14 protein-coding genes and 1 other RNA gene are annotated in these 13,937 nt (G+C 69.3%); 4 read left to right on the top strand and 11 right to left on the bottom strand.

Annotated elements, in window-relative coordinates:
* Nucleotide 1: 1 nt before the first annotated feature.
* The 9 genes from BLQ14_RS12765 to BLQ14_RS12725 form a co-directional block, all read right to left on the bottom strand.
* Entirely contained in the window at nt 2–1,036 is a 1,035-nt protein-coding gene (locus BLQ14_RS12765; protein WP_092500958.1) for a cysteine synthase A, read from the bottom strand.
* 78 nt (nt 1,037–1,114) lie between these two features.
* Nucleotides 1,115–2,203, bottom strand: a complete 1,089-nt coding sequence (locus BLQ14_RS12760) for an NUDIX domain-containing protein (RefSeq protein ID WP_092500957.1) — start codon at nt 2,201–2,203, stop codon at nt 1,115–1,117.
* 9 nt (nt 2,204–2,212) lie between these two features.
* Nucleotides 2,213–2,653, bottom strand: a complete 441-nt coding sequence (locus BLQ14_RS12755; protein ID WP_092500956.1) for a TrgA family protein — start codon at nt 2,651–2,653, stop codon at nt 2,213–2,215.
* A 162-nt stretch (nt 2,654–2,815) separates the two neighbouring features.
* A complete protein-coding gene (locus BLQ14_RS12750) occupies nt 2,816–4,039 on the bottom strand; it encodes an aminotransferase class V-fold PLP-dependent enzyme (RefSeq protein ID WP_092500955.1) in 1,224 nt (407 codons plus the stop codon).
* A gap of 40 nt (nt 4,040–4,079) precedes the next feature.
* The gene (locus BLQ14_RS12745) at nt 4,080–4,838 is read right to left on the bottom strand and encodes an ion transporter (RefSeq protein WP_092500954.1); all 759 of its coding nucleotides are present in this window, start codon (nt 4,836–4,838) and stop codon (nt 4,080–4,082) included.
* Entirely contained in the window at nt 4,825–5,817 is a 993-nt protein-coding gene (acuI, locus tag BLQ14_RS12740; RefSeq protein WP_092500953.1) for an acrylyl-CoA reductase (NADPH), read from the bottom strand. The genes BLQ14_RS12745 and acuI overlap by 14 nt, the downstream gene beginning before the upstream one ends.
* 84 nt (nt 5,818–5,901) lie before the next feature.
* Nucleotides 5,902–7,005: a dimethylsulfoniopropionate demethylase gene (locus BLQ14_RS12735; protein ID WP_092501016.1), complete on the bottom strand. Its 1,104-nt coding sequence runs from the start codon at nt 7,003–7,005 to the stop codon at nt 5,902–5,904.
* A 95-nt stretch (nt 7,006–7,100) separates the two neighbouring features.
* A complete protein-coding gene (locus BLQ14_RS12730; protein WP_245657111.1) occupies nt 7,101–7,700 on the bottom strand; it encodes a DUF1326 domain-containing protein in 600 nt (199 codons plus the stop codon).
* A gap of 104 nt (nt 7,701–7,804) precedes the next feature.
* Complete coding sequence (locus BLQ14_RS12725) at nt 7,805–8,569, bottom strand: DUF2182 domain-containing protein (protein ID WP_245657103.1); 765 nt, start codon at nt 8,567–8,569, stop codon at nt 7,805–7,807.
* Between the two features lie 82 nt (nt 8,570–8,651).
* Here BLQ14_RS12725 and BLQ14_RS12720 point away from each other — a divergent pair, with 82 nt between their 5' ends.
* The 3 genes from BLQ14_RS12720 to BLQ14_RS12710 all read left to right on the top strand — a co-directional run bounded on the left by BLQ14_RS12720 (nt 8,652) and on the right by BLQ14_RS12710 (nt 10,571).
* Entirely contained in the window at nt 8,652–9,407 is a 756-nt protein-coding gene (locus BLQ14_RS12720) for a FadR/GntR family transcriptional regulator (RefSeq protein ID WP_170068462.1), read from the top strand.
* Nucleotides 9,400–9,747, top strand: a transfer-messenger RNA (tmRNA) gene (gene ssrA, locus BLQ14_RS12715). Before BLQ14_RS12720 ends, ssrA begins: the two co-directional genes overlap by 8 nt.
* Before the next feature lie 86 nt (nt 9,748–9,833).
* Nucleotides 9,834–10,571, top strand: a complete 738-nt coding sequence (locus BLQ14_RS12710) for a VIT1/CCC1 transporter family protein (RefSeq protein WP_092500951.1) — start codon at nt 9,834–9,836, stop codon at nt 10,569–10,571.
* Between the two features lie 7 nt (nt 10,572–10,578).
* Here BLQ14_RS12710 and BLQ14_RS12705 read toward each other — a convergent pair whose 3' ends face one another.
* Nucleotides 10,579–11,706, bottom strand: a complete 1,128-nt coding sequence (locus BLQ14_RS12705; protein WP_092500950.1) for a DUF6456 domain-containing protein — start codon at nt 11,704–11,706, stop codon at nt 10,579–10,581.
* 251 nt (nt 11,707–11,957) lie between these two features.
* On the opposite strand from BLQ14_RS12705, the gene BLQ14_RS12700 reads away from it, so the two are divergent.
* Nucleotides 11,958–12,257 (top strand): DUF6477 family protein, encoded by a 300-nt coding sequence (locus BLQ14_RS12700; protein ID WP_092500949.1) that lies wholly within the window; start codon nt 11,958–11,960, stop codon nt 12,255–12,257.
* A gap of 57 nt (nt 12,258–12,314) precedes the next feature.
* Here BLQ14_RS12700 and BLQ14_RS12695 read toward each other — a convergent pair whose 3' ends face one another.
* Complete coding sequence (locus BLQ14_RS12695; protein ID WP_092500948.1) at nt 12,315–13,859, bottom strand: trimethylamine methyltransferase family protein; 1,545 nt, start codon at nt 13,857–13,859, stop codon at nt 12,315–12,317.
* Nucleotides 13,860–13,937 lie beyond the last annotated feature (78 nt).

Below are 13,937 nucleotides of genomic sequence, written 5' to 3'. Positions count from 1 at the left end.
CTCACGCCTCCACGAACACGTCGGGCAGCTGGCGCGGCGCGCGCTCGAGCCAGGGTGGCACGGGCAGGCTCTTCTCGCGCAGGAACGCCGGGTTGTAGAGTTTCGACTGATAGCGCGTGCCGTAGTCGCACAGCACGGTCACGATGACATGGCCCGGCCCCATCTCACGGGCCATGCGCATGGCGCCGGCCACGTTGATGCCCGACGAGCCCCCCAGACACAGGCCCTCGTGCTCAAGCAGGTCATAGAGGATCGGCAGGGCCTCGGCATCCGGCACGCGGCAGGCAAAGTCCGGGCGGAAGCCCTCCAGATTGGCGGTGATCCGTCCCTGCCCGATGCCCTCCGTGATCGAGCTCCCCTCCGCCTTCAGCTCGCCGGTGGTGTAGTAGCTGTAGAGCGCCGAGCCCTCGGGGTCGGCAAGTCCGATCTTCACGCCCTTGGGCTGGAGCGCCATCGCGACGCCGGCGATCGTCCCGCCCGACCCGACGGCGCAGATGAAGCCATCCACCCTGCCCCCGAGCTGTTCCCAGATCTCCGGGCCGGTGGTCTCGGCATGGGCCTGGCGGTTGGCGACATTGTCGAACTGGTTGGCCCATACCGCGCCATTGGGTTCGGTTTGCGCGAGCCGCTCGGCGAGGCGCTCGGAGTAGCGCACGTAGTTGTTCGGATTGCGGTAGGGCACGGCGGGAACCTCGACGAGCTCGGCTCCGGCGAGGCGCAGCATGTCCTTCTTTTCGCGGCTCTGGGTTTCGGGAATCACGATCACGCAGCGAAAGCCCATCGCCGCGCCGACGAGCGCCAGCCCGATGCCGGTGTTGCCCGCCGTGCCCTCGACGATGGTCCCGCCGGGGCGCAGCGCGCCGCGCGCCACCGCGTCGCGGATCATGTAGAGCGCGGCCCGGTCCTTGACCGACTGGCCGGGATTGAGAAACTCCGCCTTGCCCCAGATCTCGCAGCCCGTCGCCTCGCTCGGGCCTCTGAGGCGGATAAGCGGCGTGTGGCCGACCGCTTCGGGAAGATCCTTGTAGACGGTCATCGGGCGTCCTTTCTGCCTGTTCCTGCCATCTCCGGCGGCAGCCGTGCCAGCCATTCCTAGGGTGCGTGCAACATGAACTCAAGCGCCGGAAGTCCCGGCGCGCAGGCGCGCGCGGTGGCGTGCAAGCCACAGCGCCGAGAGCAGCATCGGTCCGTTGCGCAGCTGCCCCGCCACAAGCATCGCCTCCAGCTCGGGAAAGGAGACGAGCCGGCCGCGGATGTCCTCGTGCTCGCTGGCCAGCCCCCGGATTCCGGCGGCACCATCGGGAAGCTCGGCGATGCCGATGAAGGACCACAGGTATTCCGACACCGCCCCCGGCGTCGGGTAATAGCTGCCGATCGGGTGAAGCGCGCCAAGCTCCACCCCGGCCTCCTCCATGGCCTCGCGCCGCGCCGTCTCCTCCGGCGTCTCGCCCAGATCGATCCGCCCGGCGACGGGCTCGAGCATCCAGGGAGCCGGATCCTCGCGCAGCAGAGGGCCGAAACGGAACTGTTCGATGACGAGCACGCGGTCGCGCGCCGGATCATAGGGCAGGACCGTGACCGCATCGGCCATCACGAAACCCGCGCGCTCGACCTCGGCGCTCATGCCCCCGGCGAAGAGCCGATGGCGCAACCGCCGCGTCTCCACCGCGAAGAAGCCGTCCCAGGGGCGTTCGCGCCGGATGGTCTCGACGCCATCGGCCGCCGACTCGCCACCTTGGACGCACGTGCTGCGCGCGCGCCAGCGCGAGGCGCCGCGCGCGGCGAGCATCGGCCACCGTCGCCGCAGCGCGGCGGCATCGGCGCGACCGAAGAGCCCCATCACCTCCTCGGCCACGGCGCGGACGAGATCGGCAGGCAGCGGCAGCGAGGTCTCGTCGGGCGGCTCCCGCAGGCCCCAACCGCTGGCGGCGCGACCGTCCTCGAGTTCGAGCGCCACCGGCACAAGGCCCTGTGCACGGTGCCAGAACGCGAGCCGCTCCCGCTCGGTGGCGGAGAGCGCCTCGATCACGATGCCCTCCGCGTCCTGATTGCCCGCCGGAACCGGCACCGCGGCCGCCAGCCCCCGTGGCCAGAGCGCGCGGTGTCCCGGCAGGCGCACCCGGCGCGCGCGCGGCGCGTGCCCGGCCACGCAGGCCAGAAGCTCGGCGCAGTCGAGCGGCGGGAGCAGGAAAAAGGTTGCCATCCGGCGGGCTCAGCGCCAGAGCCTTGCCGCGCCCCGGGCGAGCGCGCCGGCGACGAGCCCGCCGCCGAGGAGAATGACCAGAATCACCGGATCGGTCAGCACCTGCCCCCTCTCCCACGCAAGGTCAAAGACGCTCTCGAGCGCCTGCATCGGCCCCTTGTAGAAGTTGTGCATCGACTTGACGAGCATCTGGTAGACGGCGACGAAGAACACGCCGACCACGGCCAACGCCACCGCGGTGGTCAGCCCCGCGGCCAGTGACACGGTGAGCCGGCTCTCGGCCGCCGGGCCGAGCAGCTTCCAGCCGAGCAGCAGGCCGAAGGCGGCGATGATCTCGCGCAAGAGCCCCACCTCGGCATTCTCCGGCAGGGTGGCGACGGCACGCGCGGCGGCAAGATAGCCGATGGCGGCGAAGGCGAGCGCGGCGACGAGCTTGGCGGCTGTGGGCATGGGCGGGCTCCGGCCGGTGAGCGGTTGCGCCGCCATGATCCGCCGCGCCGGCCGGTCAGGCAAGCCTTCGGCGCATTCCGGCCCGCCGGGCGGCGCGAAAGGGCCACAGGGTAGAGCCGATGGGTATTTTCACCAGGGTGATGTTGCCTTTGGCCGGACCGCTCACAGCACGAGATCGAGCGCACGGATGAGCCGCGCCACCTCCTCCTCTGTGGTGTAGTGCACGAAGGAGAGGCGCAGCACGCCCTTCTCTGGCGCGATGCCGAGCGCCTTGAGCGCGCGCACCGCGTAGAAGTCCCCGCCGCCGGCCATGATGCCGTGCGCGGCAAGCTCGGCCGCCACCTTTTCGCCCGGGCGGTCGAGTTCGAGCGCCACCGTCGGCGCGCGCACGGCCGCCTCGGCGGGGCCGAGCAGGCGCAGATCCCCGCGCCCGCGCGCCCAGTCGAGAAGCGGCTGGAGAAGCCGAGTCTCGTGCGCGCGCATCAGCCCAGCCACCGCGCGTGCCCGTGCCGCGGGGTCGGGGTTGGCGCCAAAGTGGCGGGCATGGAGCGCATCGAGGTAGTCGGCGATCCCCGCGCAGGCGGCGACCTGCGCGTGGTCGGGGCCGGCCGGGGTGAAGCGCTTGTAGAGCGGGCGGTCGTTGAAGAAATGTCCCTGCGGCGGCAGCGCCTCGGACAGCGCGCGGCGGATGACCATCACCCCCTGATGGGGGCCGTAGGTCTTGTAGGTGGAGAAAAGATAGATGTCCGCTCCGAGCGCCCCGAGATCGGGAAGGCCGTGGGGCGCATAGCTCACCCCGTCAACACAGGCCGCCGCCCCGGCCTCGTGCACCATCTGAACGATGGCCGCCACGTCGTTGATTTCTCCCACGATGTTGGAGCAGTGCGGAAAGCAGACGAGTCGCACCTTGCCGTCGAGCAGCGATGCCAGAGCGGCCGGGTCGAGATGGCCCGTCTCCGGGTCCATCTTCCATTCGCGGATCTCGATGCCCTCGGCCTCGAGCCGCCGCCAGGGGCCGGAATTGGCCTCGTGATCCTGATCGGTGACGACGATCGCCTCACCCCGCCGCATCACCTGCCGGAAGGCCTGCGCCAGCACATAGGTGTTCTGGCTCGTCGAGGGGCCGAAGCTCAGCTCTTCCTCCTCGACGTTAAGGAGCGCTGCCAGACGGCGCCGCGCCTCATCCATCTCCTCGCCCGCCAGCCGGCTCGCCCGATAGGGAGCGTAGGGCTGCACCTTGCGCTCCCGGTAGAAACGGGTGAGCCGGTCGATCACCTGACCACAGGCATAGGAGCCGCCGGCATTCTCGAAGAAGGCACACCCCTTCAGCGATGGCTCGGAGAAGGCCGGGAACTGCTGGCGGACGAAATCGATGTCAAGCTGCATGGCGCGCACTCAACACCGCCGCTCGCACGCCTTCAAGCCTCTATTTGCGATGCCGCTCCATCGCCTCGGCGAAGGCACCGGCGACAATGCCGGTGGGCAGGGCGATCACGGCAACGCCAGTGAGGGCCGTGAGCGCGGCGAAGAACTTGCCCAGCGCGGTCAGCGGCACCACGTCGCCATAGCCAACCGTGGTCAGCGTTGCCACCGCCCACCACATTGCCCGCGGGATGGAGCCGAAGGCCTCGGGCTGGTGCGGCCCCTCGAAGATGAAGAGCAGCGTGGAGGAAAGAAGCATCAGTCCCAAGGTCACGGCAAGGCTGATCACGAGTTCCGCCCGCCGCTCGCGCAGCGTCTCGCCCACCAGCGACAGCGCCCGCGAGTAGCGCCCCAGGCGCGCGAGCTGCACAAGGCGGAAAGCGCGCAACAGCCGCAACAGCGCGCTCTCGGCACCAAGAAAGGGCAGAAGCATCGACAGGATCACGGCCAGATCCAGAAGCGAATCGAACCGCAGCATCCAGCGCAGCCGCGATGGGTGCCCGCGCGCCTCGGGCGCCACCCACAGCCGGGCGAGATACTCCACCGTGAAGGCGACAAGCAGCACAGCCTCGATCGCGAAGAACAGCCTCTCGCGCCCCTGTGTCACGAGCGGCTCGGTACCCAGAACCCCGCTCACCACCGACAGAAGGATGAGGCCGAGAATCACGCGATTGGCCGGCGACAGACCCTGCCGCCGGCGCAACTCCGGATCGAGCGCAAGCGCCACACGGTGGCGCAGCGAGTGATGCTCAGGCGTTGACATCCACCACGACGCGGCCCCTGACCTGCCCCTTGAGGATCTTCGCGCCAAGCTCGGGCAGATCCTCCAGCTTCGCAGGCTGGACCATGGCCTCGAGCTTGTCCATCGGCAGATCGCGCGCAATCCGCTCCCAGGCGCGCACCCGGTCTTCATAGGGGCGCATCACGCTGTCGATGCCAAGCAGGTTCACGCCGCGCAGGAGGAAGGGAATCACGGTCGTCTCGAGCTTCGCGCCGCCGGCAAGACCCACGGCCGCGGCCGAGCAGCCGTATTTGAGCTGCGCGAGCACCCGCGCGAGCATCACCCCGCCCACGGCATCCACACAGCCCGCCCAGGTCTCCCGCTCGAGCGGCTTCTTCGAGGGTTCGGAGAGCTCCGCCCGCGGCACGATCTGCGAGGCACCAAGCCCGCGAAGATACTCCTCGGCCTCGGGCCGGCCGGTGACCGCCGCCACCTCATGGCCGAGATTGGCGAGAATGGCCGTCGCCACCGAGCCCACGCCGCCCGCCGCACCGGTCACCAGCACCGGCCCGTTCCCGGGCTTCAGCCCATGATCCTCGAGCGCAATCACCGCAAGCATCGCCGTGAAGCCCGCGGTGCCCACCGCCATCGCCTGGCGCGTGGTCAGCCCGTCGGGCAGCGGCACCAGCCAGTCGGCCTTCACCCGCGCCTTCTGCGCATAGCCGCCCCACCAGATCTCGCCCACGCGCCAGCCGGTCAGGATCACCTTGTCGCCGGGCTTGTAGCGCGGGTCGCTTGACGCCTCGACCGTGCCGGCAAAGTCGATCCCCGGCACATGCGGGTAGGACTTCACCAGCCCCCCGCCGCCCGGCGACATGCACAGCCCGTCCTTGTAGTTGACCGTGGAATACTCCACCGCCACCGTCACGTCGCCCTCGGGAAGCGCGCTTTCGTCAAGCTCCTTCACCGCCGCGTGGACATTGCCCTCATCATCCTTCTCGACGACCAGCGCCTTGAACATCCCTCACTCTCCTGTCCTGCGGCGGGGCGCCCTGCCCCGCCCTGTTCCAATCATCCTGGCCCAAATACCCCCGCCGGAGGCGGCTCAGGACCAGAAGCTCGCCCGCACCGTCGCCGGCAGGGCGGGACCGTGGGTTTCGACCACAAGCTCGGTGCCCGGTGCCCAGTGCGTGCGCTCGACCATGCCGATCGCCACGCCCACCCCGTGGTCGGGCGAGAAGGCGGCCGAGGTCACCTGCCCCACCCGCTGGCCGCCGTCCATCAGCGGCCAGGGCGCCTCGAGCGGCGGCAGCGCCGAGCAAGCGATCTCGATGGCGCGAATCTGCCTCGCCGGCCCCCGCTCGGCCTCGGCCAAGATTGCCGCGCCGCCGATCACGCCGGGCAGATGCGCCCCGTCGCAATACTGCCCGAGCCCGCATTCATGGGGCGTGTTGGCAAGCGTCATGTCCGCGCCATAGCTCAGAAGCCCGCCCTCGATCCGCTCGATGAGGTTCGGTCCGCCGGCGCGCACCTCGAGATCGTCCCCCGCTTCCATCAGCGCGCGCCACAGATCCATGCCGATGTCGCCCGGCGTCACATAGATCTCGAAGCCGCCCTGTTTCGAATAGCCCGAGCGGGCGATGACGAGCGGATGGCCCTCGAACTCGAACCAGCCGTAGCGGAAGAAGCGCAGCTGCGTCACCTCCTCGCCGAAGACGCGCGCCATCAGCGCATCCGCCCGCGGCCCCTGCACGGCGAGCGGCGAGACATCGGGCTCGGACACCTCCACCTCGAGCCCGAGCCCGAAGGCCACCCCCTTTACCCAGTAGAGAAGGTCGCTGTCGGCGATGGAAATCCACCAGCGGTCCTCGGCGAGCTTCAGGGCGACGGGATCGTTGAGCATGCGTCCGCGCTCGTCCGTCACCGGCACATAGAGGCAGCGGCCGGGTGTGGCGCGGCTGAGATCGCGGGGCGTGAGCATCTGCATCAGCCGCGCGGCATCAGGCCCCGCCACCTCCACCTGCCGCTCGCAGGCCACGTCCCAGATCTGCACCGCGCGCTTGAGATGCCGGTAGTCCTCCACCAGCCCAGCGAAGGCCGCGGGCAGCAGCATGTGATTGTATGACGTGTAGACGCTGACGCCGGCCGCCTCCACGCCCTCGGTGAACGGGGTGCGGCGGATGCGGGCGGTGGGGGCGAAATATTTCATCACCGGGCCGGCGGCCGGATTGCCCGGGCCCGCCGTGCCCCAGACGCCCGATGCCTGGCCCCCGCCGCCGGTGGCGTCCCCGCCCGCCACGGCGTTCATCGGCCCGGTCCCTTCCAGTCGATCTGGCAGATCTCGGCGGAGCGCCCGTCGAAATCCCACACCCGGCCGAAGGCGCGCACCTTGCCCTTGGAGGCGGTGGCGACGGTGATGTCGGGCCCCATCCAGTACTGTGTGTTGGTGACGACGATGTCGCGGTCGGGATCGGCCCCGCGCACCGGATGCACCGCGCCCTGGATCTTCTTGCCCACGGTGATGTGGCGCGTGTCGCCCTCCGTGACATAGCTCACCGGCGCGCGCTCGGCGCCGAGAAATTCGCTCACGAGCACGCTGAAAAGACCGGTCGTCCCCTTCGCCTTGCCCGACATGATCTGCACGAGCCCGTTATAGGCGCGGTCGCTGGCGCGCTCGTCGATGAACACCGCCGCCTTCCAGTTGCCGCGCGCCATCAGCCCCGGAATCTCGATCAGAAGCCCGAGGTTGAGGCCGGAAAGATCCTCGCCGCCGTAGTGACCCTCGTCGATGCGGATGCCGCCCCAGGTCTGGCAATAGCCCTCGGTGGGCGGGTGCTTTCCGAGCGAGATCACGCAGGGGCAGAAGACGGTGCAGTTGCAGTTGAGCACCAGCTCGCCCTTCATCCGCCAGGGCGTCAGCCCGTGATCGGAGCGTTCGGCCGCCGGATGGCGGCTGTCGATCGGGGCGGCGGTCTTGATCTTGTCGCTGGCCATCCGGGGCCTCCCTTTCAGATGATCGTGCTCGCCGCGAGGCCGAGCCCCGCGAGGATGAGGATGACGCCGAGGGGCGCGCTGACGAAACGGCCAAGGCGCGAGAGCTTCTCCAAGGCCATCAGCACCGTCGCGAGCCCCATGAAGGCGAGGTTCATGGTGCCGCCCACGAAGGCAAGCGCCATCAGCGCCCAGCAACAGCCAAGGCAGACAAGGCCGAGCCTCAACCCGTTGCGCCACGGCCCCTCGTCCCAGTGCGCCATGAAGAAGGTGAGCGGATGGCGGCACCTCGCGAGGCATGCCGCCTTGACGGCGGAGAACTGGTAGGCTCCCGCGCCGATCAGGAGCGCGCCCGAGAAGAGCGCCGAGCGGCTTTGGCCGAGCGCATCGACAAGCCCTTCCCCGGCAAGGGCGACTTGCGCCCCGGCCGCCGCCGCCGCGAAACCGAGCCAGACGGCGAGGTATCCCGCGACGAGCGGAGCGAGGCGCGCCCGCGCCCCGGCATGGCCGAGGTCTTCGTAGGTGGCGAAGGCAGGCAAGGCGGTGGGCGCCATCATTGCCCCGGCCATGAGCGCCCACATGGCAAACAGCACCGGCCAGCCCGCCGCCCCCGGCGCCACATTGCACAGCGAGCCAAGAAAATCGGCTCCATAAAGCCGGCTCGCCGCCCGCAGATCGGCCGGCAGCGCCATGGCGTAGAGCGCGCCCCAGGCGGCGAGGATCAGCGCGAAAAGCGCGATCCACTGCACCGAGCCCATCGCCCTGATCCGGCTTGCGATCATTCCGCCACTCCCTGCGCCGGCCCCCTCATGCCGGCGATTCGGCGCTTGCGTTTTAATTGTCAGACTTTTAATTGTCTGACAAATGAAAATCGACCCGGACAGCCCCGAAGAACTCTCCGCCCAGATCGCGCGTGCGATCCGCGCCGCGATCATGGACGGCTCGCTGAAGGTGGACGAGCGCCTGCCGAGCGAAGCCGAACTCGCCGAAAGCTTCGGCGTCTCCCGCCCGACCGTGCGCGAGGCGCTGAAACGGCTCGCCGCGCAAAGCCTCATCCGCACCCAGCGCGGTGCGTCCGGCGGCGCCTTTGTTGCCCGTCAGAGCTATGCGCAGGCGCGCGAGCAGCTCATCACCACCTCGACGCTGCTTCTGAGCATGAACGGGGTCGATTTCGCCACCGCCTGCGAGGCGCGCTATGCGCTGGAGCGCGCCTGCGTGCCGCTTGCCGCCGCGCGCCGCAGCGCCGACCATCTGGCCGCGATGCGCGCAGAGATCGCCCGCCAGTCCACCGCAGGCCTGTCGGACGAAGCCTTCTGCGCCTCCGACGTGGCCTTTCACCGCGCGCTCGTGGATGCGGCGGGCAACCCGATCCTGAGCTATCAGCTCGCCGGGGCCGTCGAGGCGATGCAGCCCTTGATGAACATGATCACCTTCACCGCCCGCTCCCGCGAGCGCATCTGGGCGCTGCACGGGCGCATCGCGGATGCCATCGAGGCGCGCGATGCCGCCGAGGCGGACCGGGGCCTTGCCGATCTCGCGGCCTACACCGCCGAACTTGGCGCCGACGTCATGGCCGCGCGTGCCGCGCGGCGGGTCAACAGGCACACCGAAGGGGCTTGAAATCGCGCCGCTTCAAGCCGATATTCACACTGTCCCGCAAGGGACTATGGGCATAAACGCGCGCGTAATAAGCGGATCGGACCCGGGGGCGGTACCCGGCGGCTCCACCAGAAACCTTCGTTGGAGGAACATGGGGCCGAAACAGGATCGACGAACGTGTAAAGGCGTGGCTTTGCCCCGGTGAGGTACCACCGTTATCGGTCCACAACGCACAATTGCCAACGACAATCGTGCTCCGGTCGCTCTCGCCGCGTAAGCGGTGCGAAGACCGAAATTGAAGTCCTTGTCTCTAGCAAGACAAGGCGGGGTCCGCAGGCACCTGGCAACAGAAGCCTGCATTTTTCATTTCATGAGTTCGTTTGCACCTTGTCCCGCGCTTGCGCCCGGCGCGGTCGCGGGGCAGCCTCGTGCCAACGGAGGGCACCCATGCCGATCAACTGGCCGAGGCACCGCCGCGAGGCGCACCAGCTCACGCCGCTGCGCGAATTCCTCAAGCAGATCGTCTATGGAGGAAATGACGGCATCGTCACCACCTTTGCCGTGGTGGCAGGGTTTGCCGGCGCCGCCTCCGAGGGGGTGGCGGAGTTCGGCGCGCTGGCGGTGCTGGTCTTCGGCTTTGCCAATCTCTTCGCCGACGGCGTGTCGATGGGGCTGAGCGAGTTTCTCTCGGGCCGATCGCAACGCGATCTCTACCGCGCCCAGCACGCCCGCGAGCGGCGCGAGCTTGCCCGATCTCCGGCCGCCGAACGCGCCGAGCTCGAGCAGATTCTGCGCGAACGGGGACTGTCGCGTGAGGATGCACGGCAGGCGGCCGGGCTTCTCCTCCGCTCACCGGAATTCGTCGCCGACCTGATGATGGCCTACGAATTCGAGATGACCGACCCCCGCAGCGTCAACCCGGTATGGGACGGGCTGTCCACCTTCTTTGCCTTCATCTCTTTCGGGCTCATTCCGCTGATCCCGTGGATGCTGCCGCTCGAGGCGCATGCGGCTCTGCCCGTCTCCATGGCAGCCACGCTTGCCGCGCTCATGCTCCTCGGGCTCATGCGCTGGTGGGCCACGCGGGAGAGCCCGCTGCGCTCGGTCGGCGAGACCGTGCTTGTCGGCACGGTCTGCGCCGCCGTCGCCTACGCCGCGGGCGCCCTGGTGGCCGGATTCGCCTGAGACCGCCTCAACCGATCAGATCGGCCGCCTCGCCGAGCGACTCATAGTGGCGCTTGAGCCGCTGCAGCGCGATTCTCAGCACGATCTTGCCCGAGCGCGCCGACCAGCCCATGCGCCTTTCGGCCTGCTCGAGCCCCTCGAGAAAGCAGCAGCATCTCAGCGCCACATCGCCAAGACCGGGGCCAAGCTCCTTGAGCGCCGCCATCACCCGCGCCCGCGCCGCCTCCGGCCCCGAGCCGATCATCCCGCCGGGGTTGAATCCGCCGCGATCGCCCCCGGTCAGGAACCGCTCCCAGTTCTGAGTCACGCGGGGGCCCATCTGGGCGAGCTCGAAATCCTCCCTCAGCCGCTCGCCCGCCGCAACGAGAGCGGCGTCAAGAAACGGCCTGCCCTGCCTGTCGCGCCGGCGCGCGAGCACCGCCAGCGGCGATTCGGCGGCATTGTAGCGCACCCGGCGCCGGCGCCCGTCCGGGCCGTCGATCTGGCGCGCCTGCCACTCCCCATGCTGGGCGGCGAAGGGCATGGGGGCTTCGGCAAAGCCCTGCCTCTGGGCGCTCTCCTCGGCCACCGTGCGCCGCAGCGCCGCCCGGCCCGCCTCGGTGATGCGGTAGCGCGTCACCCGGCCCTGCCCGGTACAGGCGATCCAGTCCTTCAGCGCGAAGGCACGCGCCACCTTGCGGTCGATCACCGCGGTGCGCACCGAGCGGCCGTCTTCGGTCTCGCGCACCACAACGGCCTTCTCGAGCCCCTGGGCGAGGGCAAGGCAGGCCCCCGGTTCGGCGAGGCGACGCAGCACGCGCCGGGCCTCCGCCTGAAGTTCCTCGTCGCCCGGCAGGGCCTCGTCCTTCGGTGAAATGGCATTCATTGGCAGCTTGTCCCTTGCGCAGTCGTGACTGTCATCGGCGGGGATTGCAGCACACAGCACCTCTAGCGCCTCGTCCACCAGCGGATCGTCGCGCCGCGCCTCGATCCGCCGCACCTGGCGCAGGACGGTCGAGGGATGCACCGCACGCTCCCGCGCAACTGCCCGCAGGCTGCGTCCGGCCGCAACATGGTCGAGATAGGCACGCGCCGGCTCTCCCAACCAGGCTGGAAACCGGCCCTGCCCCGCCCCATGCTGTTCCAGTCGCTTCATGCCTGAACTCCGCGGAGGCTGCCCAGTGAGCGATGCCGTACTCGGCGATCGCCGAATGCGGACATGCCCAACCTGCCATCAGCAACCTATGGTTGTATTTGTTGCGCGAAAGTTAACGATCCCCGCATTGCCGAGGATTGAAGCAAATCCGTAAACGATCTGGTTACCCACCGAACGCCGTTACCGCCGGGCCCGCAACGGGCGCAAAAGGCGAGTCAGTCTGCCCCCATCCAATGGAACGGAGGCACGAGATGTCGAAGATCGCCGAAACCCTCGCTTCGCTGCGGCGCCCGCGGCTGCTCATCACCGCCGCCCGTCATGGAATGGCCGAATACAACCGCGCCCGCGACCTCGCCCGCGCGCTCGGGCGCACCAGCCTTCCCTCGCCGGATCAGGCGCTTCCCGAACTCATCGCCGCCGAAGCCGAGCTCGAGCGCACGCGGCTTGCGCGCCGCGCGGAATACTCGGTCGCGCGGCACGTTGAGATCCTGACGGCGCTGCTGGGAGAGCTGAGGCTCGCGGTCGGCGACTCCGGGGGCGCACCGGCCTGAGGCCCCGCCGGCATCGCCCCGAACCTCGCGCGAACCGGGCCACGCGCAAACCGGGCCTTACGCAAAGGCGTCGGGCAGCTCTGCCTTGCGGCGGGCGACGAAGTCCTTGAGCGCCTCCTCGATTCCCGGATCGATCGCGGGGCGCTCGTACTCGGCCAGCAGCTTCGCAACCCGCGCGGCGGCAAGGGCCTGTGTGTCGCGCGCGCCCTCCTCTGCCCAGGTCTCGAAGGGCTTGTAGTCGAGAAGCTCCGAGCGCCAGAAAGCCTCCTTGAAATGAGCCTGGGTGTGCGCGCAGCCAAGATAGTGCCCCCCCGGGCCAACCTCGCGGATCGCGTCCATCGCCTGTGCCGCCTCGTCCACGGCCACGCCGGCGGCAAGGCGGTGAAGAACGCCGAGCTGATCGGCATCCATGACGAATTTCTCGTATGACGCCACAAGCCCGCCCTCGAGCCAGCCGCAGGCGTGCAGCATGAAATTGACCCCGGCCAGAAGCCCGGCGTTCAGCGAATTGGCGCTCTCGTAACCGGCCTGCGCGTCGGGCAGCTTCGACCCGGTGAACGCCCCGGCCGAGCGGTAGGGCAAGCCGAGCCGCCTGGCGAGCTGGCCCGCGCCATAGGTGATCTGCGCCGCCTCGGGCGTGCCGAAGGTGGGCGCGCCGGAATTCATGTCGATCGAGGTGACGAAGGCGCCGAAGATCACCGGCGCGCCAGGGCGGACAAGCTGGGAATAGGCCACGCCCGCGAGCACCTCGGCCAGCACCTGCGTCAGGGTTCCGGCCACCGACACCGGTGCCATCGCCCCGCCGACGATGAAGGGGGAGATGATGCAGCCCTGGCCCGCCGCGGCATAGACCTCGAGCGCGCCCATCATGGTCGAGTCGAAGGTGAGCGGCGAGTTGATGTTGATGAGAGACACCATCACCGGGTTCTCGGCGACGAATTCGCGACCGAACAGTATCTCGGCCATCGCCACCGAGTCGCGGGCGCGATCGGGCTCGGTGACCGACCCCATGAAAGGCTTGTCCGAAAGCGTCATGTGCGCCAGCAGCATGTCGAGATGGCGCTTGCTCACCGGCACGTCGGTGGGCTCGCAGAGGGTGCCGCCCGAGTGGTGCAGCCAGCGCGACATCTGCCCGAGCTTCACGAAGTTGCGGAAGTCCTCGAGCGTTGCATAGCGCCGCCCGCCGGCGAGATCGCGCACGAAGGGCGGGCCGTAGACCGGCGCGAGAACGAGGTTGCGCCCGCCGATCTCCACCGACCGCGCCGGGTTTCGGGCATGCTGCGTGAAGCTCGAAGGCGCCGTGGCGCACAGCTTGCGCGCCAGCCCCCGCGGGATGTGCACCCTCTCGCCGCGCACATCCGCCCCCGCCTCGCGCCAGCGCGCCAGCGCGCCTGGATTGTCGACGAAGGCAACGCCGATCTCCTCGAGCACCGTCTCGGCATTGGCCTCGATGATCTCGAGCGCCTCCTCATCGAGAATCTCCAGATCGGGAATGCGCCGGGTGATGACCGGCGCGGTCTCGACGCCGCGCGCGCTCCGCATCGCCCGCCGTGCCGCTCCGCCCCCCGAACGCGCCCGCCGCCGTGCTGCCTGTTCACTCATCGTCTCGTGCCTCCCGGCCATTTCCGACGGCCGTCATAAAGCAAGCACCGGCCGCACAACGCACGGATTGCGGCGGAT

Origin of the sequence: Meinhardsimonia xiamenensis (assembly GCF_900102905.1) — a bacterium.
GTDB lineage: Bacteria > Pseudomonadota > Alphaproteobacteria > Rhodobacterales > Rhodobacteraceae > Meinhardsimonia > Meinhardsimonia xiamenensis.
This window is presented reverse-complemented; position numbering and strand designations above follow the sequence as displayed.

Coding starts and splice junctions, on each gene's coding strand:
- BLQ14_RS12705 (WP_092500950.1), bottom strand. CDS start 11,706: ATGAAGCGACTGGAACAGCATGGGGCGGGGCAGGGCCGGTTTCCAGCC.
- BLQ14_RS12725 (WP_245657103.1), bottom strand. CDS start 8,569: ATGATCGCAAGCCGGATCAGGGCGATGGGCTCGGTGCAGTGGATCGCG.
- BLQ14_RS12700 (WP_092500949.1), top strand. CDS start 11,958: ATGTCGAAGATCGCCGAAACCCTCGCTTCGCTGCGGCGCCCGCGGCTG.
- BLQ14_RS12695 (WP_092500948.1), bottom strand. CDS start 13,859: ATGAGTGAACAGGCAGCACGGCGGCGGGCGCGTTCGGGGGGCGGAGCG.
- acuI (WP_092500953.1), bottom strand. CDS start 5,817: ATGTTCAAGGCGCTGGTCGTCGAGAAGGATGATGAGGGCAATGTCCAC.
- BLQ14_RS12750 (WP_092500955.1), bottom strand. CDS start 4,039: ATGCAGCTTGACATCGATTTCGTCCGCCAGCAGTTCCCGGCCTTCTCC.
- BLQ14_RS12735 (WP_092501016.1), bottom strand. CDS start 7,005: ATGAAATATTTCGCCCCCACCGCCCGCATCCGCCGCACCCCGTTCACC.
- BLQ14_RS12755 (WP_092500956.1), bottom strand. CDS start 2,653: ATGCCCACAGCCGCCAAGCTCGTCGCCGCGCTCGCCTTCGCCGCCATC.
- BLQ14_RS12765 (WP_092500958.1), bottom strand. CDS start 1,036: ATGACCGTCTACAAGGATCTTCCCGAAGCGGTCGGCCACACGCCGCTT.
- BLQ14_RS12710 (WP_092500951.1), top strand. CDS start 9,834: ATGCCGATCAACTGGCCGAGGCACCGCCGCGAGGCGCACCAGCTCACG.
- BLQ14_RS12730 (WP_245657111.1), bottom strand. CDS start 7,700: ATGAAGGGCGAGCTGGTGCTCAACTGCAACTGCACCGTCTTCTGCCCC.
- BLQ14_RS12760 (WP_092500957.1), bottom strand. CDS start 2,203: ATGGCAACCTTTTTCCTGCTCCCGCCGCTCGACTGCGCCGAGCTTCTG.
- BLQ14_RS12745 (WP_092500954.1), bottom strand. CDS start 4,838: ATGTCAACGCCTGAGCATCACTCGCTGCGCCACCGTGTGGCGCTTGCG.
- BLQ14_RS12720 (WP_170068462.1), top strand. CDS start 8,652: ATGAAAATCGACCCGGACAGCCCCGAAGAACTCTCCGCCCAGATCGCG.